This is a genomic window from Burkholderia sp. JP2-270 (genome assembly GCF_003233675.1).
Lineage (GTDB): Bacteria > Pseudomonadota > Gammaproteobacteria > Burkholderiales > Burkholderiaceae > Burkholderia > Burkholderia pyrrocinia_C.
Genome location: NZ_CP029825.1, coordinates 100,114 through 120,899 on the forward strand (window position 1 = coordinate 100,114; position 20,786 = coordinate 120,899).

Here is a 20,786-nt window from a genome sequence, read left to right on the forward strand (position 1 = left end):
GTCAGGCCCCTTTGGCGGCTTGTTTGACCGCCGCGCGAATCCGGTTGTACGTGCCGCAGCGGCAGATGTTGCCGGCCATCGCGGCGTCGATGTCCGCGTCGCTCGGGTTCGGGTTCGATGCGATCAGCGCGGTGGCCGCCATCACCTGCCCCGACTGGCAGTAGCCGCACTGGACGACGTCGAGCTCGCGCCACGCCTGCTGGACCTTGTGGCCGGCCGGCGTGGCGCCGACGGCCTCGATCGTCGTGATCCTGCGGCCCGCGACGGCCGCGACCGGCAGCACGCACGAGCGCGCGGCGACGCCGTCGAGATGCACGGTGCACGCGCCGCATTGCGCGATCCCGCAGCCGAACTTCGTGCCGGTGAGGCCCACGACGTCGCGCAGCACCCAGAGCAAGGGCATGTCGTCGGGGCGTCGACCGTGCGGGTTTCGCCGTTGATGTTGAGGGTGACCATTCAGCCTCCGGGGCCGTTGTATTGGGGAAGCGGCGCGCATGGCGCGCCGCGAGGGTCGTCGTTGTCATCGCCGTCGCGCGGTGCGCAACGGGTGCCGCGCGGCCCTGGCGGGGACGAGCCGCTGCGGTGGTCCTGCGTCGTTACTCGGCCACGTCGATGCCCGACAGCACCTTGATGACCGGCGGTGCCGTGAACCAGTCGGCCGACTTCGTGCGGAATTCGCCGAAATACGGGCTGGCGAGGTGCGCGTCGAATGCGGCCTGGTCGTCGTAGATTTCGTACAGGTGCAGGTTCGGTGAGCCGTCTTGCTCGCGGAACAGGTCGTAGCGCCGGTTGCCCGGTTCGGTGCGCGTCTTGACGACCATGCTGCGCAGTTCAGCCTCGGCGGCCTGCGCGTGTTCGGGTTTCAGGAACAGCGAAGCAATCACGTGAAGGGCCATCTTGTCACTCCTTTCGAAACGGAATCGAGCATGCCACAAGCCGGCGTCGCGTGACGCCAGCGTGCAACCTTGGTGTGTTTGTGTTGCCGTGCCGCAGCATCAGGCCAGTTCGTCCGGGCCCACGCGCACGACGACCTTGCCGAAGTTCTTGCCGGCCAGCAGGCCGATCAGCGCTTCGGGTGCGTCGGCCAGGTCGGGGACGACATCTTCCCGCGTCTTCACCTTGCCCTGCGCGACCCATTCGCTCATCTCCTTCAGGAACGGCGCATAGCCGGACGCATAGTGATCGAGGATGATGAAACCCTGCACGCGGATGCGTTTGCGCAGGATCGTACCCATCAGCGCCGGCACGCGATCACGGCCGGTCGACACCGCGGTGTCGTCGTATGCCGCGTCGTTGTAATGCGCAATGATTCCACACACCGGCACGCGCGCATGATCGTTGAGCAGCGGCCACACCGCGTCGAACACGGCCCCGCCGACGTTCTCGAAATAGACGTCGATGCCGTTCGGACAGGCTTCCTTCAGCTTTGCGGCAAACGCCGGATCACGGTGGTCGACGCACGCGTCGAAGCCGAGCGTGTCGGTCACGTACGCGCACTTGTCGGCGCCGCCCGCGACGCCGATTACGCGGCAGCCCTTCAGCTTCGCGATCTGGCCGACGACCGAGCCGACCGCGCCGCTGGCTGCCGCGACGACCACGGTCTCGCCGGCCTTCGGTTCGCCGATCTTCAGCAGCCCGGTGTACGCGGTGAAGCCCGGCATGCCGAGCACGCCGAGCGCGTAGGACGGATGCGCGAAGTCGCGGCCGAGCGGAATCAGGTCGCGGCCGTCGGACAGCGCATAGTCCTGCCAGCCGGCGCCGGCAACGACGAGATCGCCTTCGCGGAACGCGGGCAGGTTCGACGACACGACGCGGCTGACTGTGCCGCCAACCATCACGTCGCCGAGTTCGACCGGCGCGGCATAGGACGGCGCGTCGCTCATCCGGCCGCGCATGTACGGGTCGAGCGACAACCAGACCGTGCGCAGCAGCACCTGGCCGGCGCCGGGCGTCGGCACGCTACCGGACTCGGAGCGGAAGTTGCCCGGCGTCGGCGCGCCGACCGGGCGCGACGTCAGGATGATCTGGCGGTTTGCGGTCTTGTTTTGCGGCATGAGAGTCTCCGTCAACAGGAAGAAACGTGCTTCGTGGGCACGATCGGATCAGGGATGGACCAGCTGAAGGCGCGCACGCTTGGCAGCGTCAGCGGTTGGGCCGGCGCGGTTGCATGCGTGCGGTTGGAACAATCGGGACAGCGTAACGCCGAGCGAGGTATTCGTCATGCGTGGATAAGTAGACCAGTCGTCTAGAATCGGGGCAAAAACAAGGCGCGCAGATGCGCGCCCGGGTTACGACTGCGCTCCGTCGTGCGCGGCCGGCGGCAGGTTCAGCATGCGCCGCGTTTCGACCATCGCCCTCTCGAGCGGTTTGCGGTTGCGGTGAATCTTTTCCAGCAGCGTTGCGCCCAGCCACAGCTCGTAAAGGATCGCGGCCGTATGCGGCGGATCGTCGACCGCACGCAGCGAGCCATCGGCGAGCCCCGCTTCGATGCCGCCCGCGAGCCGTTCGATGATCTGGCTCGTGCCACGCCGCAGCACCGCGCGCATCGCTTCCGACAGGTCCGACACTTCCGCGCCGAGCTTCACCGCGAGGCACTTGCCCTCCGGATCGTCCGCGCATTGAGTGTGCAGCCAGTTGCCCCAGTACGTCATCAGGCGCTCGGCGCCCGTGCCCGCCTGATGCCTGAACAGGTTGTCGAGGTGCGCGAGATAACCTTCGAAATACGCTTCGAGCAGCGCTTCGCCGAATGCTTCTTTCGAGCCGAAGTAATGGTAGAACGAGCCCTTCGGGATGCCCGCCGCGGCGAGAATCTCGTTCAGACCGACCGCCGAAAACCCCTTGTGGAGCATGATCGGCTTCGCGATGTTCAGGATGTGCTGGCGGACTTCCGCGCCTGAAGATGCATTCATGATGGCGTATGGTAGCAACGATTAGACCGGTCGTCTAGTAACGTCGGGCCGGCATGTTGAGCGGCACTTTACCCGATCGCGACCGGACAATCGACCGCCGTCAGCGCGCCGCTTCGTCGGCGCGTTTCCTCGTGCGCGCCCGCCGCTCGCTTCGCTGCGCGGCCGGAGCCGTCTTCGTGCCGCGCAGCGGTGCTCGGCGCGCGAGCCCGGTCATCTCCCGCCTCAACGCATCGAGCTCCTTGACGCGCGCCGCATCGGTCGCCTGTGCGCCGTCGAGCTGCCCCTGAAGCACCCCGCATCGATGCAGCGCATCGCCGAGTTGCGCCTGCAGTACGGCGACATCCTTCCGCTGCTGCGCATCGCGCTGCTCGGCGCGCGAAGCCGTCGCGTCGAGTTCCTTTTGCAGCCGCGCGGCAGCGAGCCGTTCGCGATCGATTTCCTGCAGCGCCCGCTTCTCCGATGCGCGCAAGCGTTCCTCGGCCCGGCCCGCGTCGTCGCGCAGCCGGTCGAGCTGGGTCGTGAAATCGTCGCGCGCCTGCGCGAGCGCACGGTCGCCTTCCGCGTTGTCGGCCTTCAGGCGCTCGATCTCCGCTTGCAGCGCGCGCCGCGATGCGTCGTCGGCCGCCCTCGCCTGCTCCAGTTCCTGAATCCGCACCTGAGCGGCCAGCAGCGCGGCCGTGCGTTGTTCGAGCGCGGTTTCGGTGCGGGCCAGCTCGGCCTGCAGCGTCGCGACTTCCGCTTTCGCCGCCGTTCGTTCGGCTTCGACTTCCGCGCGCAGTGCACCGAGTGCGGCGGCCGCGTCGGTGCTCGAACGATTCCACAACGCCGCGACCAACTCGCCGGCTGCCGCCTGCAGATCGGCCGGCAGGTCGGGATGTTCGATCCGCACGCGACTCTTTTCCCGCAGCTCGGCCCAGAACTCGCCGAGGACAGCCGTCGGCGTGCTCATGCTGCCCTTGCGGACGAGCTGGTACAGGCGGTTCGCGGTGGGCGTGATGCCGAAGCGGAAGAACAGCAGTGCGCAGACCTCGCGGTATAGCTCGCGGGTTTTCGGGAAGTCGGCCCTGAGGCGCTCGATTTCGGCGGTCAGGCGGGGTTCGTCGGCGGCGAGATCGGACATGATGGGGTTTCGTCGAGAATTTCGTAAATAATATAACGTAAACCGTCAAATATCCAATTCTTGCGGCATGTTGATTTGACATTATTTCTATAATGTTGAATGTGGTGGGCTCTTGACCTCGTTCGCTGTTTTTCGTGGGTCTGTCTGCACAATTTTGTAATCTCTTTGTGCGCAAATTTGTAACTGCCCCGCCCTCTTGCAGCGACTGAAGCGCGGCTAAGCCTCGTGCAGTAAGGCTCCGGGGCACCGCAGCCACTAAAATTGGTGTGGGGGCTGTCGCTTACAAGCCGGTTTGCAGTTCGCCAAGGGTGTGGAATCGGGCAACCCTGCGCAGCACCAAATCTGCTTTAGTACCCACGGCGGGAAGACGCTCTTCAGAACGCGGGATAGTCTTCGGCGCAAAAAGGGGTTTCTCTTCCTGCTCGTATCGCGACGCTTTCAGATGCAGTCAACGCTTGTGGACGATCGAATCGAGCACGAAGCTGGTCGTCATATTTTGCACACCGTCCATCGCACTGATCGTCGCCCAGATGTCGCTGATGCGCTCGTGCGTGGGCGCCTCTATCTGCACCAGCAAATCGACCTCGCCGCTGAGCACGGCGCAATCGCGCACCTCGGCGATCCGCTCGAGTGCGGCAAGCACGTCCGCGCCCCGCATCCGGTCTTTACGGTAAACGAGCATCACGGCGCGCACCGGCACGACATCGTCGGGCAATGCGAGCCGCACCGTATACCCTGCAATGACGTTCAGCGCTTCGAGCCGGTCGATCCGGTTCCGGACCGCCTGCCTGGACAGGCCGATCCTGTCGGCCAGCACCGCGAGCGGAACCCGCGCATCGGCACACAACGCGTCGATTATCTTCTGGTCCAGGCCGTCGATCTTCATTCGCCGAACCCGGTGTGCCAGGCGCCGCGTGCATCGACCGCGTCGCGCAATGCCGCGATATGGCCGGGACCGATTCCGCAACACCCGCCGACGATCTGCGCGCCCAGCGCAAGCCACTGCTCTGCCCATCTGGCATAGCCGGGCGGATCGATGTCGCCGCGCAAACCGTGGAGTTCCTCGTTCGCGCGCGCATCGGCGCGCTGAGGCGGAAACGCGTTCGCATAGGCGCCTATCACGAGCGACGTTCCCGTTCGCGCGAGCGTGCGCTGCACCGTCTCGATCGCCGCACCCATCGCCTCCGGCTGGCTGCAGTTGAACAGCAGCGCGGTCGCGCGCGCGGACACGGCGGCGTCGATCGCTTCGTCGAGCGTCTGTCCCGAGCGCAGTGCCGGCGTGGCGCGTGGTTCGACGTCGTCGTGCAGCGTGAACGAGACCCAGAGCGGCTTCGGATTCTCACCCAGCGCACGCCGGACCGCGCCGATTTCGTCGGTCAGGCTCTGCGTCTCGGCCAGCCACAGGTCGACGTAGGGATCGAGCCCATCGACGAGCGTCGCCAAAATTGCATCGGCGCGCGCCGCGTCGAACAGGTCGGGTCGGTAGGAGCCGCCCGTCGGCGGAAGCGATCCTGCGACGCGCACGGGCCGCCCTGCGCGGTCCGCCGCTTGCCGCGCGAGTTGCCCGGCAAGTGCCGCGAGCGCGACTCCGTCGCGACGGAACCGCTCCTCGCCGATATGGAACGGTACGACCGCATAGCTGTTCGCGGTGATCACGTCGGCACCCGCCGCGATGAATGCGTCGTGTGCAAGGCTGACGTAATGCGGCGCTTCCATCAGCGCCAGCGCCGACCATTCCGGCTGTCTGAACGGCGCTCCCATCCGCGCGAGTTCGCGCCCCATGCCGCCGTCGAGTACTGTGATGTCATGCATAGTCCGTGCTCCGTCGTTGCAATCCGCGCATCTCGTGCCCGAATCGATTCAAAGGCCCGCACGACGCGCGTGCGGCGTCGATCGAGCGGGCGCGCTGATCCGTGTCAGATCTGCTCCAATGCCTGCGCGATATCGCTTTTCAGGTCGTCGATGTGCTCGATGCCGACCGAATAGCGGATGAAATTGAGCGGGATGTCGGCAGCGCGCATTTGCTCCGCCGACATCGTGCCGGCCCACATGGATGCCGTATGGATCGCGAGCGAATCGACGCCGCCGAGATTGCCTGCATTCAGCGGCAAGCGCAGCGCCTCGACAAAGCGCTGCGCTTCGCCGTACCCTCCGCGTACACCGAACGCAACCACGCCGCCGAAACCGCGCATCTGCCGACATGCCAGCCCATGCTGCGGATGGCTGCGCAGGCCCGGATAGAACACGCGCTCGATCTTCGCGTGAGCTTCCAGGAATTCGGCGAGCGCCTGAGCGTTCGCGTTGATCCGCTCGACGCGCATCGGCAGCGTGCGCAGCCCGCGCAACAGCAGCCACGCGTCCATCGGCGAAAGCACCGCCCCGAGCGTGATGTGCGTATGCCAGATCTGCTCGGCGAGCACCCGGCTCGTGCAGATCACGCCGCCGGTCAGGTCGTGATGGCCGCCCAGATACTTGGTGGCGCTGTGCACGACGATGTCGACACCGAGCCGGTGCGGCTGTTGGTTGACCGGCGACGCGAACGTGTTGTCCGCGAGCGTCAGGATGCCGCGGGCTCTTGCGATTTCAGTCACCGCGGCGATGTCGGTCACGAGCAGCAGCGGATTGACCGGTGACTCGAGCACGATCAACCGCGTGTTCGGCCGGATCGCACGATCGAACGCGGCCACGTCGGTCTGGTCGACGAACGTCACCTCGACGCCGAACCGGAGCAGCATGTCGTCGAGCATCTTCGTGGTGCTCATGTAATGACGCGTCTGGCCGACGACGTGATCGCCGGCCTTCACGACACTGAGGATCGCGGTCGCGATCGCGCCCATTCCGGATGCCGTGACGAGCGCGGTCTCGGTGCCCTCGAGCTCCGCCATGATCGCCTTGACGCGCTCGTGAACCGGATTGCCGTAGCGGGTGTAGTTGCGCGGATGCTGCGGCACGCTCGACATCTCCGCGAATTCCTCGCTGCCGGCTGCCTTGAACACCGCCGAATAGTGAATCGCCGGCGCGACCGACTTCTCGTCGGTCACGTCGCGGTCCGCAGCCAGAGCCAGCGTTTCAAGCTTGTATCCCATGTCGTCCTCGGATCGTTCGTTGTGTCGCGTTCATGCGGCGCCCGTCAAGCACGCACGCTGCCCAGATGGCGATTCAGCAGACCTTCGACGCGTTTGAGCACGGTCGAAAGCACGGCCGTGATACCGACGTACACGATGCCGGCCAGCATCAGCGCGTCGGTCGTATAGGTTTCGATGGAGATGCGTCGCGCGACACCGGTCAGGTCGAGCACGGTGATCGTGCTGGCCAGCGCGGTCGACTTCAGCTGCAGCACGATCTCGTTGCCGAGCGTCGGTGCGACGATGCCGATCGCGCGCGGCACGATCACGAACCAGGTGAGCATGATGCGGCTCATCCCGAACGCGAGCGCGGCTTCCTTCTCGCCGGCGGGGACGCCCGCGATCCCGCCCCGGATGTCCTCCGCCATGTAGGCCGCGAGGTTGAGCGTCAGCGCGCACAGCGCACACGAGAACGATCCGCCGACCAGCAGCCACAGAGGCGACGCACGCACGATCGAGAACTGCGCGAGCCCGTAATACAGCACGAAAATCTGCACCAGCAGCGGCGTGCCGCGAAATACCGACATGAACAGGCGGCTCGGTGTCGACAGCCACCGGCACGCCGACGTGCGCGCGACAGCCAGCGGAACCGCGAGCACGAACGCAAGCGTGCATGACAGCACCAGCAGCTCGAGCGTGATCCCTATGCCGCGCGCGACGTCGGGGCCGGACTGCACGATGAGGGAGAGAAAGTCGTTCATCGCCTGGCCCTCCTCAGATGGGTTTTGCGTAGCCGCGTCCCGCGATGCGCTCGAGCCACGCGAACACGGGGTTTGATGCAGCGAGAAAGCCGAAATAGACGATTCCGACCGTCACGTAGAAGACGAATGGCTGCTTGGTGAACTGCGCGGCGATGTTAGCCTTGCGCAACATGTCCTCGAGCCCGACGATGGATACCAGAGACGTGTCCTTCAGCAAGTTCTGCCACATGTTGTTCAGGCTCGGCAGGCAGATGCGCCACGCCTGCGGCAGGCGCACGTACCACAGTGCCTGCAGGCGTGTCATCCCGTACGCGCGCGCGGCCTCGATCTGTCCGGGCGGCACCGCGATGAACGCGCCGCGGAACATCTCCGACGAGTAGGCGCCAAACACCACGGCGAGCGCGATCACGCCGGCGGAGAACGGGCTGATGACAAAGGCGCCATCGAATTGCGCGTTGAGCAGGCGCGACAGCCCGAAGTAGCAGATCAGCAGGATCAGGAACTCGGGAATGCCGCGCAGGAAATTGGTCAGTGCATAGGTCGCATGTCTGAGCCAGCCCAGGCTCGACAGTTTGGCCGATGCCCCCGCGATACCGAGCAGCATGCCGACGCACAGCGCGGCGACTGCAAGCTCCAGCGTGACGAGCGCGCCAGCTGCGATCTGCGCGCCGTAGTTCACCAAGATATCCATCGTAATATCGCTCCTTGTGAGCCCGGATCGCGCAGGCCGCCGTCCGGCGACCGCGCGGTCCCGATGCGCGGTTATTGCGGCGCGATGCTGAACGGGAAATAGCGCTTGTTGGCTGCGGCGAACGTGCCATCCGCCTGCACCTGCGCGATGCTCTTGTCGAATAACGCCTTCAGCGACGCGTCGCCCTTGCGTACCGCGATCGCCGTACCGTCGCCGAAGATCTCCGCATCGGCGATCGGCTTGCCGACGAAGTCGAAGCCTTCCTTCCTGCCGGCCTTCGTCAGCCAGTCGTACGCAACCGTGTTGTCGGCAAACACCGCATCGACGCGCCCGGCCTCGAGATCGAGCCATGCCTCGTCGAGCGTCTGATAGACCTTCACGTTGATTCCCGACTTGCTCGCCGGCAGGCGGCGGCGCAGATAGGATTCGTGCGTCGATGCGGTCTGAACGCCGATCGTCTTGCCGCGCAGCGTGGCGGCGTTGTCCGTGATGCCCGAGCCCTGCTTCGCGACGAACTGCACGGGTGCCGTCGTGAAAATGCGCGTGAAGTCCACCGACTGCTCGCGCTCCGGCGTCTTTGACATTTGCGCGAGCACCGCATCGATCTGCTTCGCCTTGAGGGCCGGAATCAGCGCATCGAAATCCAACGTCACCCACTGGCACTTGACCTTCATCGTGTCGCACATCTTCTTGCCGATGTCGATCTCCATGCCCTGCAGCTTGCCGGACGCATCCTTGTATTCGAACGGCGCGTAATCGGCGAGCGTGCCGACCCGCACGACCTGCTCGGCATGCGCGACCGATCCGAGCAATGCCGCGCCCACGCACAGCGACTGAAGCAGCTTTTTCATGATTTCCTCTCCGGTTGGCATTGAATCCGCATCAAATGATGCTGGACAGAAACTTCTGGAAACGCGGCGACTTCTGGCTCGCGAACACCTCGTCTGGACTGCCGTCTTCCTCGATTCGTCCCTGGTGGACGAACACGACGCGGTTCGCGACTTCGCGTGCAAACCCCATCTCGTGCGTGACGACGAGCATCGTGCGTCCCTCGTCGGCCAGCGAGCGCATCACTTTCAACACTTCGCCGACCAGCTCGGGATCGAGCGCCGACGTCGGCTCGTCGAACAGCATCACGTCGGGATCGGTCGCGAGTGCACGTGCAATTGCGACGCGCTGCTGCTGGCCGCCCGAGAGCTGGTTCGGATAGTGTTCGCACTTGCCGGCAAGCCCAACCCGTTCGAGCATCGCGATCGCCTTGTCGCGTGCGTCGCGCTTCGGCACGCCGAGCACGCGAACAGGCACGAACATCACGTTCTGCAGCACGGTCATGTGCGCCCAGAGATTGAACTGCTGGAACACCATCGCGAGCTTGCGGCGCACGCGCATCACCTGCTGCGCATCGGCCGCGACGAGCGCGCCGCTGCGGCCTGCCGGCTTCAGCGCGAGCGTTTCGCCGTTCACGCAGATCCGGCCGCGGTCAGGGATTTCCAGCAAGTTGATGCACCTGAGGAACGTACTCTTGCCCGACCCGCTGCTGCCGAGGATCGACACGACCTCGTGATTCTTCGCGGTCAGCGAGATGCCCTTCAGCACCTCGACACCCCCGAACGACTTGTGAATATCCTCGACCACCAGCGCGTCCGCCGCCGGCTTGCATGCAGGAATTGCTGCTGGCATCCTCGACTCCTTCTTCGATACGTTGCACACACCGCCCCGGTTCGCGCCGCGCCGGCCCGCCAGGTGCCGGCGCTTGCGCATCAGCTCGACAGCCGCCGGTTCCGCCTGAAGCAGACCACCTTCGGCTGCGTCATTTCCGTCATCGCGAACCGAACGCCTTCGCGGCCCAGCGACCCATGCTTGAATCCGCCGAACGGCATGCCGTCGAAGCGGTAATCGGACGAATCGTTGATCATCACGCCGCCCGCCTGCAGGTGCTCGGCCGCGCCTAGCGCCACCTCCAGGCGGTTGGTGAACACGCCTGCATGCAGGCAGCTCTCCGATGCGTTGGCCGCGTCGAACGCCTGCTGCAGGTCGGCGAATTTCTCGATCGTCACGACCGGCGCGAATACCTCGTCGGTCCATACACGCGCGTCGTGCGGCACATCCGCGAGCACCGTCGGTTCATACAGCGCCCCGCGCCGCCGATGGCCGGTCAGCACCGTCGCACCGCACGACACTGCTTCGTCGACCCAGCGTTCGATGCGGATCGCCTGTTCCTCCCCGATCATCGGCCCCATGTCAGTCGCGTCGTCCAGTGGATCGCCGACGACCATCCTGCCGGTCAGCTCGACGAAATACCGGACGAACGGCTCGTACGCGGCCTCGGCGACGAAAATCCGCTGCGTGCCGATGCAGTTCTGTCCCGCCGCCCAGAACGCGCCCGACACGCAGGATTCGGCGGCATCCTTCAGGTCGCAGTCAGCCATGACGATCACCGGCGCGTTTCCGCCCAGGTCCATCGCGACCTTCTTGAGTCCAGCATCGCGCGTGATGGCTTCGCCGGTCCGTGGGCCGCCGGTAAAGGTCACCATCCGGATCCGCCGATCGCGCACCAGAGCAGACGCGATATCCGCGCCGCCGTGCACGATCTGCAGCGCGTCGCGCGGCGCACCGGCTTCCCACAGGACTTCGACGAGCGCCTGTGCGGACAGCGGCGCGAGCAACGAGGGCTTCAGGATTACCGCATTGCCTGTCGCGATCGCCGGTCCGAGCTTGTGTGCAACGAGGTTCAGCGGGTCGTTGAAGGGCGTGATCGCGAGAATCACGCCCAGCGGTTCCAGCGTGTAGTAGCCGCTGCGATCCTCGGAGCCGGAATACCCGTCGAACGGGATCGTCTCGCCGTTGAGTCGTTTCGCTTCCTCGCCCGACAGGCGCAGCGTATTCACGCAGCGCGCGACCTCCTTGCGGGCCTGCCGCAGCGGCTTGCCCGCTTCGAGCGCGATCGTGCGTGCAAATGCCTCCGCTTGCGCCTCCACGCTCGCAGCTGCGCGAGACAGGATGTCGGCCCGCTGGCTGCGTGGCATGGTTGCGGCCGCACGCGCGCCGTCGAGCGCGCGCTCGACGAGGGCCGGCGCCGCGTCGGCACGCGACAGACGAACCTGGCCGACGATCGAGCCGTCATACGGCGACCGAACCTCGGCTACGCCGGCTCCCGTGCAGTCGGCCATCACCGCATCGCGCGCGCTCATGCGGCCACCTCGTGCGCAGCTGCGCCAATCCTGTCCGCGAGTTCGATCAGGTCGGAGAGGATCGCAAACGCCGTTTCCTCGCGCCCCGCACCGGGCCCGCTGATGGTCACCCCGCCGAGCACGTCGGTGTCGAACGTGATCGCGTTCGTCACGCCGTTCGCGGCAAGCAGCGGATGGCCGGCCGGCAGCTTGCGCGGTTCGACGCTCGCGGTGACTGTGCCGTCCGTGTGGCGGACGGCAGAACCGATCAGCCGCCAGGACATGCGCTCGGCCGCCGCTGCGCGCACGTCGTGCTCGGTCAGCTCGACGATGCCGCGGCACGTCACGTCGCCACGCTCGATGCCGGCATTCCACAGCGCGTTCGCCAGAATGACGACTTTCAGCTGTACGTCCGAACCGTTGACGTCGGCCGCCGGGTTCGCCTCCGCATAGCCGCGCTGCTGCGCATCCCGGATCGCCGCATCGAAGCTCGCACCGGCCTCAACCTCTCCGAGCACGAAATTCGACGTGCCGTTCAGGATGCCGGCGAAGCCGTTGATGTCGCAGCCGCGCAGCGAGGTCGCGAGTTGCCGCAGCACCGGTGTGCCGCTCATCACCGTGCCCTCGTACATCACACAGGCACCCGATTGCGCGGCGATCCGCACCAGTGCCGGCTGCGCGAGCGCGATCGGCCCCTTGTTCGTCGTGATCACGTGCTTGCCGCATTCGAGCGCGGTACGGCAATGCGACAGCGCAGGCTCACCGGTATTCGGATCCGTGAAGGTCGCCTCGATGACGACATCCACGTGGTCCGATGCGATGGCCTTCAGCACCGCACCAAGGCCGACGTCCGGCGACACCAGCGTGCCGGGATCGCGGCGCAGCGCTTCGGCATCGACGCCCCGCCGCGCCGTTTCGTCGAGGACGTCCAACGCGATACCGCGGGGATTCGTCGCGATCCCGAGCCGCAGGTCGGCGACCATCGTCACCGACACGTCGAGTCCCGCCGCACCCAGCATTGCACGCTTCTTTTTGAGCAGTTCGACCAGTCCCTGATTGACTCCGCCGAAACCGACCAGTGCCAGTTTGAGTTCCATCTTGATCATCTCCTGTTCATTGACTACATGACACAGGTTAGTTATGCGAATCGATTTTCAAATTAGGCGTTTCGCCCGATTCAGGCAGTCACCCGTTGCGGTTTGTCACGCGGGACGGGCGGATCGACCGTCGCCACGCGAGAAAAGCGCGTCAGGTGACCGACGGTTCGTCGTCGCCGTCCTTGTCGACCGGCACGAACAGTCCGACCTTGACCGCGCTCAGCACGACGTTCGTGTTGATCCGGCGGATCATCGGGTTGCTCTGCATGATCCGCGCGGACAACCGGTCGTACGCCTCGACGTCGTGTGCGGTGATGATCGCGATCAGGTCGACGGAGCCTGTTACGTAGTAGATCTGCTGGATTTCGTCATGCGCCTTCGACCACTCGCGGAACCTGGCGACCGTCTCGTAGTTTTCGCGTTCGATCTCGATCGCCGCAATGAACGTCATCGGCCTACCGACCGCCGCGCGATCGACAACGGCAATTTCCGCCGAAATGATCTTTTCGCTGCGCATGCGCCTCAGCCGCTTCTGCACGGCCGACGTGGACAGACCGATTCGTTCGGCAATGGCGTCCGCAGTCGCGGTGCAATCGCGCTGGACGATATTCAGGATCTTGCGGTCGAAGGAGTCGAGTGCGTCGGTCATAGCGTGGCCTGCCGGAAAGCGGGTGCTTGCGTCAAAGATAGAAAGGTCGGGCCGACCTGAGCCCGACCAGATGCCGGATACGGTCGAACGCGGTGACGAGCGTTTCGCGCCACTGCGCGACTGGCCCGCAGATGCATACTGGTGCGAAATGGATCGTATCCACACCGGCAGGAATACGGAACGGACGCTCGATGCCATCGTCCGATTCGGTCACGAGTGCGGTGCCGTCGACTTCGGTCAGGCTCATCAGCAGATGGGCGGGGGCAGTCGCGCCAAGCAGGTCGCGCAGAGGCGACGCGTTCGCGGACAACTGCTCGAGCAGCGGCAGTTCGTACGCGCCGGGCCACCAGGTGTCGTGCTCGCCGAGCCAGGGGCCGACGCCCGGCATTCCGACCATCTCGAGGATCCGGTCCGCGCCGAGATGTGCATAGGCGCGACACCGGCCTACCCCGTCGGACGAAGAACGCGCCAGCCAGCCGCCGGCGCTCGGGACAGGGTCCGTCAACACGACGTTCGCAGGCTTCAGTCGACCGAGCATTCCAGCCGCGCTTGCGGCGGACCGGTGCCCGTCGCAGGACCGCTGCGCGTGATCAGGGACGATCCGGCATACCCACTTCGGGCCATCCCGCAACGTGGTGGGGACGTCGCCGGCCCGGACTTGAGCGGTTCGCCTGCGGGCGTGTTCAACGATGACGATTGGCGTGTCCGGCATACAACTCTCTCGTGCTTGCGGGGGCCGCGTCGTAGGGATCCTGGCGCACTTCGTGGATTGGCTGACGATGTTTGGGGCTGAAGAAATAATATCGCGCGGGTGCGACCAAAAAAATCTCAACAGCCAGGAATTTCGACGTAAAGCGTCGAAAAATGATGACGACTGGACGTTTGGCATTCAGCCAGGTTCTCGGCAGGTCCGGTGACGGGCGCGGGCGGGAAGATGACAACATCCGGGATGCAGGCCAACACATTCTGCGGACGCCTGATGGCGCGAGGCGAATCTGCTATCGGCCACGGGTGACTCAAACCACGAAGCCACCCCGACGACTCGATACCCTATTCCATTGATTTACATCGATACGCTGAGCTAGATGCCTTCCTGCAGTTGCAAACCGACGATGCCCACGACTACGAGAGCAATGCAGATCAGCCGCCCGAGCAAGACGGCTCATGGAACCAGACGATGCCGACCAACACCGTTCCTGCTGCACCAATTCCTGCCCATACGGCGTAAGCGTCTCCCAGTGGGAGGATTTTCAATGTAAGACTCATTAGCCATACACTCAGTGCGGACGCCACGATCGATATCCCGCCGGGCAGTACTTTTGTGTAGCTCTCAGAGAGCTTCATCGTCACGGAGAAGACGACTTCCAATAAGCCGGAAGCGACAACGATCGACCAGGCAGCAAGCGGACTGGGGACGACAAACATAGGTCCTGCCTTCAGGTTGGATGTGGCCGACAGAGGATATCAAAGTATTTCCTCTCACGGATCACACCCCACGCGTTGCATCGAATCCGCAGGTGAGTGACAGCAGTCTCGCGCAAAATGCGGATGATCTGCTCGTCGGTCAATCGCATTTTTGATTGCCGCTCGTCTCTGGATCGGACTCGACATCGTCACCGTACTAAACGCGGAAAGCAGGTTGCCCTCCCCGACAAATTGGCGAACCACCGGTTCGCCATCGCTCTTGACCCGAAACAGTCAGAACTTGTGCCGAATGCCAATCCTCGCCGCAGTCTGAAAACTCGTGCTGGACGGCGATCCGAGCGCTGCTTCGATTTGAGCGCCGTGCGCATGATCATGTGCAAGCGCCCCAACGAAATAAACGTCCGTGCGTTTGGAAATGAAGTAATCCGCCCCGATGGTCACCTGATTCGCGCTGCCGACCCCGTTGTTGCGCTCTTGGAACTGGAACCCTGCTCCGAGCGAAATGTCGGGCCTGACAAAATAAGTCATGCCACCGTCATAGGTCAGCGCCCGAGCTTTGGTGCCGCTGCTCAACTGAACATCGGTCACTACACCAAATATCTGCGCTTTCCCCAGGCTGTAAGTTGCACCGCCGGCGTATTCCGTCAAATTCGCCGAATTTGTCGCGTTATGCTGTTTGAAATACGACAGCGATGCGGCGAGCCCACCTTGGGTGTAGTTCAGCAGAAAATTCATCGAGCTGTTGGTTCCCAATGAGCCGGCGACATTGCCGAAACCGTACATTGCACCGACACTGAAACCCGAAATCGTTGGCGAAAGATACTTCACCGAGTTATTGACGTTATCGCCCCACAGTCGGTTATCAAGCGTATACCCGCCAGCAGCATACGCCGGAATTCCCCACCCGAGGATACCCGCTGCCGTGTTTCCTGCGATCGAGTATGCCGGGAAAATATCGCCGATGAAGTCGTATTGCCGCCCGAGCGTCAGCGTCCCGAACCGCCCATCAAGGCCGACGAAGGCTGCGCGATTGAACAACAGTCCACTCTGCGCCAAGGCCCCGTTGGAAAGTTGAAAGCCACTTTCGAGCGTAAAGATCGCCTTGAGCCCGCCACCCAGGTCCTCTTTACCCGTCAGCCCCCAACGATCTCCCTGCGAAGACCCGGACGCAAACTGTACGAGCGCGCCATGTCCGGCGCTCGATGTCGCATTGTTCGTGTACGTAATGCCCGCATCCACCAGCCCGTACAGCGTCACTGACGACTGCGCATGTGCCACGCCGCACCCAACCGCGGCGCACACCACCATGCTTCGCTTGATGACCATATTCATATCGCTTTCCTAATTTTATAGAGTAGTTTTCGTTGACGAAAATGACTGAGGAAAACGTCCCGCTGGAAATGCATCGGAATCGTTTGGTCAATGGGCAGGCGTCTCCGGGTAATCCTCCAGCTTGCCTCGCTACAACGAACAGTCTCAGCACGTCCGCTTCCCACTGCGCGTCTACTCTATGAGCGGCGTTTTTTGAGCCCCATCGTTAGAAATGTCGACACGAACACCCTCGCCCGATCGCTCGCTCACGAAATTCGTGGGCCCCGGCGAGCGTCCCTTTTTGATCGTCAGGCATGCCACGGATCCAACTGCGGCATGAATACAACGAACAGGTAAAGGAAGCGAAGTTCGTTGCCGATCGGGATTTTTGCCCTGCTATGCTTGATGTGTAATGCGAACCGGTCTTTCCGGGCAGCCGCATATACCGTCTCCCGATTCCTCCTACCGCTGAGGCATCCTTGAAGCCACCCGTTCACGACCTCACGCTCGACGAACTCCGACTTTTCGGGGACATCATCGGACGGCTCGAAGAGCTCGGACCGATGGTGGATGTAAGGCGCGTCGTTTTGTCAGACTTGACCCGGCTGCTGCGATCCGACTTCTGCGTCTCGTACAACTGGGATGCCGGAAAAGGGACATACACCGACCCGATTGCGGTCAATGTCGACTCGGATCACGTGCGTCGCTATACAAGCTGGTACCAGCACAATGACCCGATGACGGCGCAGCTCTGCAGGATGCGCAGGGCCACGTTGGTGGAAGAAGTGATGGATCGGCCTGCACTAGAGAAAAGTGAGTTCTATAACGAGTTTCTCGCGCAGGATGGTATGCATCACGGGATCAACGTGTTTGTTTTCGACGGCGAACGCCAGCTCAGCGATCTGAGAATCTGGCGGACAAAGAATCGACCTGAATTCGAGATGCGCGACAAACTCGTGCTTGACGCGCTCGAGCCGTTCCTTTGCCGTGCCATCAAACGTCGCGCAGGTAGCGCAACCGGTCTCACGGATCGTGAGAGCGAGATCGCCCAACTTGTCGCGAAGGGTTGTACCGATCAGGATATCGGCCGTCTTCTCTGCATCAGCTTGTCGACCGTGCGTACCCATTTGCGGCGGATCATGGACAAGAAGGGATTCTCCAATCGCGCGGAGCTTGCGGCTTCCATCGCCGCGACCAGAACGACCGCGCCGTCATGAGTATTGAACGGCACGGTCGACGGTCGGGCGCGCGCGACGCGACGCGACGAATCGTTTGATACGAGAGACTAAACCGCCAATACGGCTTCGAGCTGGTCGCGCGACATATCGATCGAATCGCCCGACAGCACGATCTCTCCATGATCCAAGCCGATGAAATTGTCGGTGATCGAAGTCAGAAACGTCAGATTCTGTTCGACGACCACAAACGCCGCCCCTTCGGCGGTTCGAGACCGGATAACGGATGCCATCCGCTCCAGGTTCTCCTGCTGAACACCTTCCGATGGCTCGTCGATCAGCGTGAGGGGCGAACGCTCCGCGATGATTCTGGCGAAGGAAAGCAACTTCTTTTCACCACCGCTCAACTTCCCGGCCGGCTGCGACAACCGCTCTTTCAGACGCGGGAAAATCCGGAACAAGTCGTCGTATGCTTCCAGACTTCTGGTCTTGAATCCGAGTGTCAGGTTGTCTGCGACGCTCAAATTGTCAAAGACAACGCGCTCCTGCGGCGCGTAGCTCATCCCTAAACGTCTTCGCTGGTGCGGCGGCACTTTGCCGACGTCACCGCCGTTGACGATTACCGCACCGGACGTGGGCTGGATGACGCCCGTCAACGCGCGCATCAGCGTCGACTTGCCCACACCGTTGCGGCCGAATACACCGAGGACGTTACCCGCGGCCACCTCGCCACTGATCCCTTTGAGCACCATCGTGTCACCATAGCCGGCGACGATCGATGAAAACCTCAACATTGCTTCTCGCTGCAGTTCGCTCATTTTCTTCCTCCCGAGTAGACCGCCTTCACCTCCGCCGACATCTTGATCTGCGACAGGGATCCGACCGCGAGGCTTCTTCCCTGATGGAGGACCACCACGTTGCTGGCGATCTTTTCGAGCGCGCTCATGTCATGCTCGATCACGATGGCGGACGCCTCCAGTTCGCCGACGGTCGACGTGATCGCGTCCATCATGTGACGGGTTTCGTGTGCCGAGAGGCCGGCGCACGGCTCGTCAAGGAGCAAAAGACGCGGCTCCGTGATTGCCACCATCGCGAACTCCAGCATCTGGCGCATCCCTTGAGAAAGATCTCCCGCACGGACAGCCATGTTCGATTCGAGAAACCCGAATTTTCCCAGCGTGCGAGCTCGTTGAACTGAATTCCAATGCAGGGGCGCCGCAGTCAGCATCTCTCGAGGACGTATCCGATTCGCCCACAGGGCGATCTGAAGATTCTCGTTGACGGACAACTGGGCAAAAACAGTGGGAATCTGAAACTTGCGGCCGACTCCCAGTCGGGCGACCTGCCAGGCCTGAGAGGACGAAATCTCGGCCCCGCGAAAGTGGATTTCACCTGAACGGACTGGCAAGCGGCCCGTCATTGCATTGAATGTCGACGTCTTCCCGGCGCCGTTGGGGCCAATGAAACAATTGATGACCCCGGCTCCCACCTCAAGATCGAGCCCGTTGAGAATGTTGACGCTACCCTGGCTTACTTCCACCTTCCTGAAACTAAGCAGCATGGATTGAGCCGGTCGTATGTCAATCGTCGCGATGTCGGGCGCATCCATCCGTTTCTCAGGAATTGTGTTCGCGACGCGTAGACCCGCAACGCGGGCAAGCGCCGTGGCCGCGCCGGCCAGGCCATCGGGAAATAGCCGCACCACACCGATGAAAATCAGCGCAACCAGCACTTCCCAATAGGTGAACAGATCACGCCAGGTCGCTGCGAGCAGTCCGATCACGACGGCACCGAGTTGCGCGCCCAGCGGACTGCGCTTCCCCCCGACGGCCGCCCAGATGACAAACTGCGCCGACAACGCCACACCGACCGCCTGAGGACCGACAAGACCCTCATGAGGCGCATACAGGGCGCCACCCAAACCCGCGATTGCGCCCGAGAGGCCAAAAGCGGCAGCCTTCAGTTTGTGCGTCGCGAATCCAAAAAACTGGAGGCGATCTTCATTCTCTGAAGTGGCGGCCCAGAGCGTCCCGATCGGTCTGCGGTTCAACCAGGTGATCAGTGCCGTGACGACAACCGAAGCCGTCGCGATCACGTAATACAGATTTCCATACCTGTCGGTCATCGGCAGGTCGGGGATATCGGTTAGCCCATTGAAGCCGCCGGTTACGCTGCTCCATTGATTGGCGACCAGAAACCCCAACATGCATAACGCAAGAGTAATCAACGAAAAGAACGGCCCACTGTCGATCCGGCGCGCAAAGACGATAAGTCCGATTGCATAGGCCAGGGCCGCCGGCACGGCGATTGCAAGCGGCAGCAGAATAATCTGCCATTCGCCGCCGGATGCGGCTGCGGAGCGCAATACAAAGGCGCTGACATACGCGCCCAGGCCGAAGAACAGGCTTTGGCCCAGCGGCAAAAAACCCGAATTGCCCCAGCACAAAGCAACGCTTTGCGTTGCCATTCCATACAGCAACAGAAGCCCGATCTGGTTTGCGCTGTAGTCACCTGCCCACAGCGGCAAGCTGAGAAGAATCGCCGCCGTGACAATCTGGAGGGACGTTTCAACGGCGCGCGACGAGGCCATTTGGGCGACTCCACAAGAAATAGATGGACAGGATCAGAACCGCGGTATAGCCCGACGTTTGATCGATGAAACTCGACACGGCGACCTGCGTTCCTCCGATGACGAACGTGCCTACCGCGAGACCGAGCAGGCTGCCCAGCCCGCCGACGACGAGCACGAAAAACGAATTGAGCAGATAGTCGAGGCCCATGTACGGCTCGACCCGTACGATCGGTGCGAGAAGCACTCCCGCCAACCCGGCCAGGACTACACCCGTTATGAAAGTGCCGCTGGCCAGGCGGGTCGTATTGATGCCGGCCGCCTTGGCGAGAAGGGGATTCGCGACCATGCCTCGAATCCGTGCGCCCGTCTGGCTACGGCTGTACCATGCCGCGAGCCCGGCGAATGCCAGGCCCACCGCGAGCATCATCGCAAGCCGGAACGCCGGATACTGGGTGCAAAGGACATTTATCGATGCACCATCCGCACCCGTCACGTCCTGGTAACCCTTTCCGAACAATGCCACCACGCCTTCGCGCAGAAGGATCGAAACGCCCCAGGTTGCGAGCAAGGTATCGAATGGCCGCTGATACAAAGGACGTACCAGCAGGCGCTCGACGATCCATCCGATAGCAGCGCATACAACGATCGCCAAAGGTATCGCAAGCAAAGCGGGCAACTCGAGACGCTGCACGACGACCACCGAGTACGCACCCAGCATGATGAACTCGCCATGCGCCATGTTCAGCACGCCCAGCAGCCCGAACACGATTGCCAGACCGATCGTCGTGAGCGCGAGGGCCGCACATGCGTACCCGAGATTGAGGAGATAGGAAAGAAGCAT

Annotated in this window: 21 protein-coding genes and 1 pseudogene; 1 reads left to right on the forward strand and 21 read right to left on the reverse strand. The window is 63.2% G+C overall.

What is annotated here, in order from left to right; all coding sequences use genetic code 11:
• Position 1 precedes the first annotated feature (1 nt).
• From DM992_RS18090 to DM992_RS18175, 18 genes and pseudogenes are all read right to left on the reverse strand, one after another.
• Positions 2 to 456, reverse strand: a pseudogene (locus tag DM992_RS18090) ((2Fe-2S)-binding protein).
• Positions 457 to 596: 140 nt separating this feature from the next.
• On the reverse strand, positions 597 to 896 hold the full coding sequence (locus DM992_RS18095) for a putative quinol monooxygenase (protein WP_034179525.1): 300 nt from the start codon (positions 894 to 896) through the stop codon (positions 597 to 599).
• Between the two features lie 99 nt (positions 897 to 995).
• Positions 996 to 2,054 carry an NADP-dependent oxidoreductase gene (locus DM992_RS18100; RefSeq protein ID WP_111018029.1) on the reverse strand — a complete coding sequence of 353 codons (1,059 nt, stop codon included), beginning with the start codon at positions 2,052 to 2,054 and terminating at the stop codon, positions 996 to 998.
• 234 nt (positions 2,055 to 2,288) lie between these two features.
• Positions 2,289 to 2,909 (reverse strand): TetR/AcrR family transcriptional regulator, encoded by a 621-nt coding sequence (locus DM992_RS18105; RefSeq protein WP_111018030.1) that lies wholly within the window; start codon positions 2,907 to 2,909, stop codon positions 2,289 to 2,291.
• A 100-nt stretch (positions 2,910 to 3,009) separates the two neighbouring features.
• A complete protein-coding gene (locus DM992_RS18110; RefSeq protein WP_111018031.1) occupies positions 3,010 to 4,029 on the reverse strand; it encodes a DNA-binding protein in 1,020 nt (339 codons plus the stop codon).
• 448 nt (positions 4,030 to 4,477) lie between these two features.
• A complete protein-coding gene (locus DM992_RS18115; protein ID WP_111018032.1) occupies positions 4,478 to 4,915 on the reverse strand; it encodes an Lrp/AsnC family transcriptional regulator in 438 nt (145 codons plus the stop codon).
• Positions 4,912 to 5,841 (reverse strand): homocysteine S-methyltransferase family protein, encoded by a 930-nt coding sequence (locus tag DM992_RS18120; protein WP_111018033.1) that lies wholly within the window; start codon positions 5,839 to 5,841, stop codon positions 4,912 to 4,914. The genes DM992_RS18115 and DM992_RS18120 overlap by 4 nt, the downstream gene beginning before the upstream one ends.
• 104 nt (positions 5,842 to 5,945) lie before the next feature.
• Positions 5,946 to 7,115: an aminotransferase class I/II-fold pyridoxal phosphate-dependent enzyme gene (locus tag DM992_RS18125; protein WP_111018034.1), complete on the reverse strand. Its 1,170-nt coding sequence runs from the start codon at positions 7,113 to 7,115 to the stop codon at positions 5,946 to 5,948.
• Positions 7,116 to 7,159: 44 nt separating this feature from the next.
• Entirely contained in the window at positions 7,160 to 7,855 is a 696-nt protein-coding gene (locus tag DM992_RS18130) for an ABC transporter permease subunit (RefSeq protein WP_111018035.1), read from the reverse strand.
• A gap of 13 nt (positions 7,856 to 7,868) precedes the next feature.
• Positions 7,869 to 8,546 (reverse strand): ABC transporter permease subunit, encoded by a 678-nt coding sequence (locus tag DM992_RS18135; RefSeq protein ID WP_111018036.1) that lies wholly within the window; start codon positions 8,544 to 8,546, stop codon positions 7,869 to 7,871.
• 71 nt (positions 8,547 to 8,617) lie between these two features.
• The gene (locus tag DM992_RS18140; protein WP_111018037.1) at positions 8,618 to 9,397 is read right to left on the reverse strand and encodes a transporter substrate-binding domain-containing protein; all 780 of its coding nucleotides are present in this window, start codon (positions 9,395 to 9,397) and stop codon (positions 8,618 to 8,620) included.
• Between the two features lie 31 nt (positions 9,398 to 9,428).
• Positions 9,429 to 10,226: an ATP-binding cassette domain-containing protein gene (locus DM992_RS18145; protein ID WP_111020274.1), complete on the reverse strand. Its 798-nt coding sequence runs from the start codon at positions 10,224 to 10,226 to the stop codon at positions 9,429 to 9,431.
• Between the two features lie 80 nt (positions 10,227 to 10,306).
• Positions 10,307 to 11,737: an aldehyde dehydrogenase family protein gene (locus DM992_RS18150; protein ID WP_111018038.1), complete on the reverse strand. Its 1,431-nt coding sequence runs from the start codon at positions 11,735 to 11,737 to the stop codon at positions 10,307 to 10,309.
• Positions 11,734 to 12,813 carry a homoserine dehydrogenase gene (locus tag DM992_RS18155; RefSeq protein ID WP_111020275.1) on the reverse strand — a complete coding sequence of 360 codons (1,080 nt, stop codon included), beginning with the start codon at positions 12,811 to 12,813 and terminating at the stop codon, positions 11,734 to 11,736. The genes DM992_RS18150 and DM992_RS18155 overlap by 4 nt, the downstream gene beginning before the upstream one ends.
• Before the next feature lie 151 nt (positions 12,814 to 12,964).
• A complete protein-coding gene (locus tag DM992_RS18160; protein ID WP_111018039.1) occupies positions 12,965 to 13,462 on the reverse strand; it encodes an Lrp/AsnC family transcriptional regulator in 498 nt (165 codons plus the stop codon).
• Positions 13,463 to 13,493: 31 nt separating this feature from the next.
• Positions 13,494 to 14,000 carry a hypothetical protein gene (locus DM992_RS18165; protein ID WP_239511405.1) on the reverse strand — a complete coding sequence of 169 codons (507 nt, stop codon included), beginning with the start codon at positions 13,998 to 14,000 and terminating at the stop codon, positions 13,494 to 13,496.
• Between the two features lie 602 nt (positions 14,001 to 14,602).
• On the reverse strand, positions 14,603 to 14,887 hold the full coding sequence (locus DM992_RS18170) for a multidrug efflux SMR transporter (protein ID WP_239511406.1): 285 nt from the start codon (positions 14,885 to 14,887) through the stop codon (positions 14,603 to 14,605).
• Positions 14,888 to 15,160: 273 nt separating this feature from the next.
• Positions 15,161 to 16,219: a porin gene (locus tag DM992_RS18175; protein ID WP_239511407.1), complete on the reverse strand. Its 1,059-nt coding sequence runs from the start codon at positions 16,217 to 16,219 to the stop codon at positions 15,161 to 15,163.
• Between the two features lie 458 nt (positions 16,220 to 16,677).
• Between DM992_RS18175 and DM992_RS18180 the strand changes: the two genes are divergently transcribed.
• Positions 16,678 to 17,415, forward strand: coding sequence for a helix-turn-helix transcriptional regulator (locus DM992_RS18180; protein ID WP_239511408.1), 738 nt, complete (start codon positions 16,678 to 16,680; stop codon positions 17,413 to 17,415).
• A 68-nt stretch (positions 17,416 to 17,483) separates the two neighbouring features.
• On the opposite strand, the gene DM992_RS18185 is transcribed toward DM992_RS18180, so the two are convergent.
• Genes DM992_RS18185 through DM992_RS18195 form a run of 3 tightly spaced genes read right to left on the reverse strand, consistent with a single transcriptional unit; the run spans position 17,484 to position 20,786 of the window.
• Positions 17,484 to 18,191: an ATP-binding cassette domain-containing protein gene (locus DM992_RS18185; RefSeq protein ID WP_239511409.1), complete on the reverse strand. Its 708-nt coding sequence runs from the start codon at positions 18,189 to 18,191 to the stop codon at positions 17,484 to 17,486.
• The gene (locus tag DM992_RS18190; RefSeq protein ID WP_111018042.1) at positions 18,188 to 19,963 is read right to left on the reverse strand and encodes an ATP-binding cassette domain-containing protein; all 1,776 of its coding nucleotides are present in this window, start codon (positions 19,961 to 19,963) and stop codon (positions 18,188 to 18,190) included. The genes DM992_RS18185 and DM992_RS18190 overlap by 4 nt, the downstream gene beginning before the upstream one ends.
• Positions 19,941 to 20,786: a branched-chain amino acid ABC transporter permease gene (locus tag DM992_RS18195; protein WP_111020278.1), complete on the reverse strand. Its 846-nt coding sequence runs from the start codon at positions 20,784 to 20,786 to the stop codon at positions 19,941 to 19,943. Before DM992_RS18195 ends, DM992_RS18190 begins: the two co-directional genes overlap by 23 nt.

Excerpts from the sequence above, each read along its gene's own strand:
- DM992_RS18095 (WP_034179525.1), bottom strand. The coding sequence starts at position 896 with ATGGCCCTTCACGTGATTGCTTCGCTGTTCCTGAAACCCGAACACGCG.
- DM992_RS18100 (WP_111018029.1), bottom strand. The coding sequence starts at position 2,054 with ATGCCGCAAAACAAGACCGCAAACCGCCAGATCATCCTGACGTCGCGC.
- DM992_RS18105 (WP_111018030.1), bottom strand. The coding sequence starts at position 2,909 with ATGAATGCATCTTCAGGCGCGGAAGTCCGCCAGCACATCCTGAACATC.
- DM992_RS18110 (WP_111018031.1), bottom strand. The coding sequence starts at position 4,029 with ATGTCCGATCTCGCCGCCGACGAACCCCGCCTGACCGCCGAAATCGAG.
- DM992_RS18115 (WP_111018032.1), bottom strand. The coding sequence starts at position 4,915 with ATGAAGATCGACGGCCTGGACCAGAAGATAATCGACGCGTTGTGTGCC.
- DM992_RS18120 (WP_111018033.1), bottom strand. The coding sequence starts at position 5,841 with ATGCATGACATCACAGTACTCGACGGCGGCATGGGGCGCGAACTCGCG.
- DM992_RS18125 (WP_111018034.1), bottom strand. The coding sequence starts at position 7,115 with ATGGGATACAAGCTTGAAACGCTGGCTCTGGCTGCGGACCGCGACGTG.
- DM992_RS18130 (WP_111018035.1), bottom strand. The coding sequence starts at position 7,855 with ATGAACGACTTTCTCTCCCTCATCGTGCAGTCCGGCCCCGACGTCGCG.
- DM992_RS18135 (WP_111018036.1), bottom strand. The coding sequence starts at position 8,546 with ATGGATATCTTGGTGAACTACGGCGCGCAGATCGCAGCTGGCGCGCTC.
- DM992_RS18140 (WP_111018037.1), bottom strand. The coding sequence starts at position 9,397 with ATGAAAAAGCTGCTTCAGTCGCTGTGCGTGGGCGCGGCATTGCTCGGA.
- DM992_RS18145 (WP_111020274.1), bottom strand. The coding sequence starts at position 10,226 with ATGCCAGCAGCAATTCCTGCATGCAAGCCGGCGGCGGACGCGCTGGTG.
- DM992_RS18150 (WP_111018038.1), bottom strand. The coding sequence starts at position 11,737 with ATGAGCGCGCGCGATGCGGTGATGGCCGACTGCACGGGAGCCGGCGTA.
- DM992_RS18155 (WP_111020275.1), bottom strand. The coding sequence starts at position 12,813 with ATGGAACTCAAACTGGCACTGGTCGGTTTCGGCGGAGTCAATCAGGGA.
- DM992_RS18160 (WP_111018039.1), bottom strand. The coding sequence starts at position 13,462 with ATGACCGACGCACTCGACTCCTTCGACCGCAAGATCCTGAATATCGTC.
- DM992_RS18165 (WP_239511405.1), bottom strand. The coding sequence starts at position 14,000 with ATGCTCGGTCGACTGAAGCCTGCGAACGTCGTGTTGACGGACCCTGTC.
- DM992_RS18170 (WP_239511406.1), bottom strand. The coding sequence starts at position 14,887 with ATGTTTGTCGTCCCCAGTCCGCTTGCTGCCTGGTCGATCGTTGTCGCT.
- DM992_RS18175 (WP_239511407.1), bottom strand. The coding sequence starts at position 16,219 with ATGAATATGGTCATCAAGCGAAGCATGGTGGTGTGCGCCGCGGTTGGG.
- DM992_RS18185 (WP_239511409.1), bottom strand. The coding sequence starts at position 18,191 with ATGAGCGAACTGCAGCGAGAAGCAATGTTGAGGTTTTCATCGATCGTC.
- DM992_RS18190 (WP_111018042.1), bottom strand. The coding sequence starts at position 19,963 with ATGGCCTCGTCGCGCGCCGTTGAAACGTCCCTCCAGATTGTCACGGCG.
- DM992_RS18195 (WP_111020278.1), bottom strand. The coding sequence starts at position 20,786 with ATGCTTCTTTCCTATCTCCTCAATCTCGGGTACGCATGTGCGGCCCTC.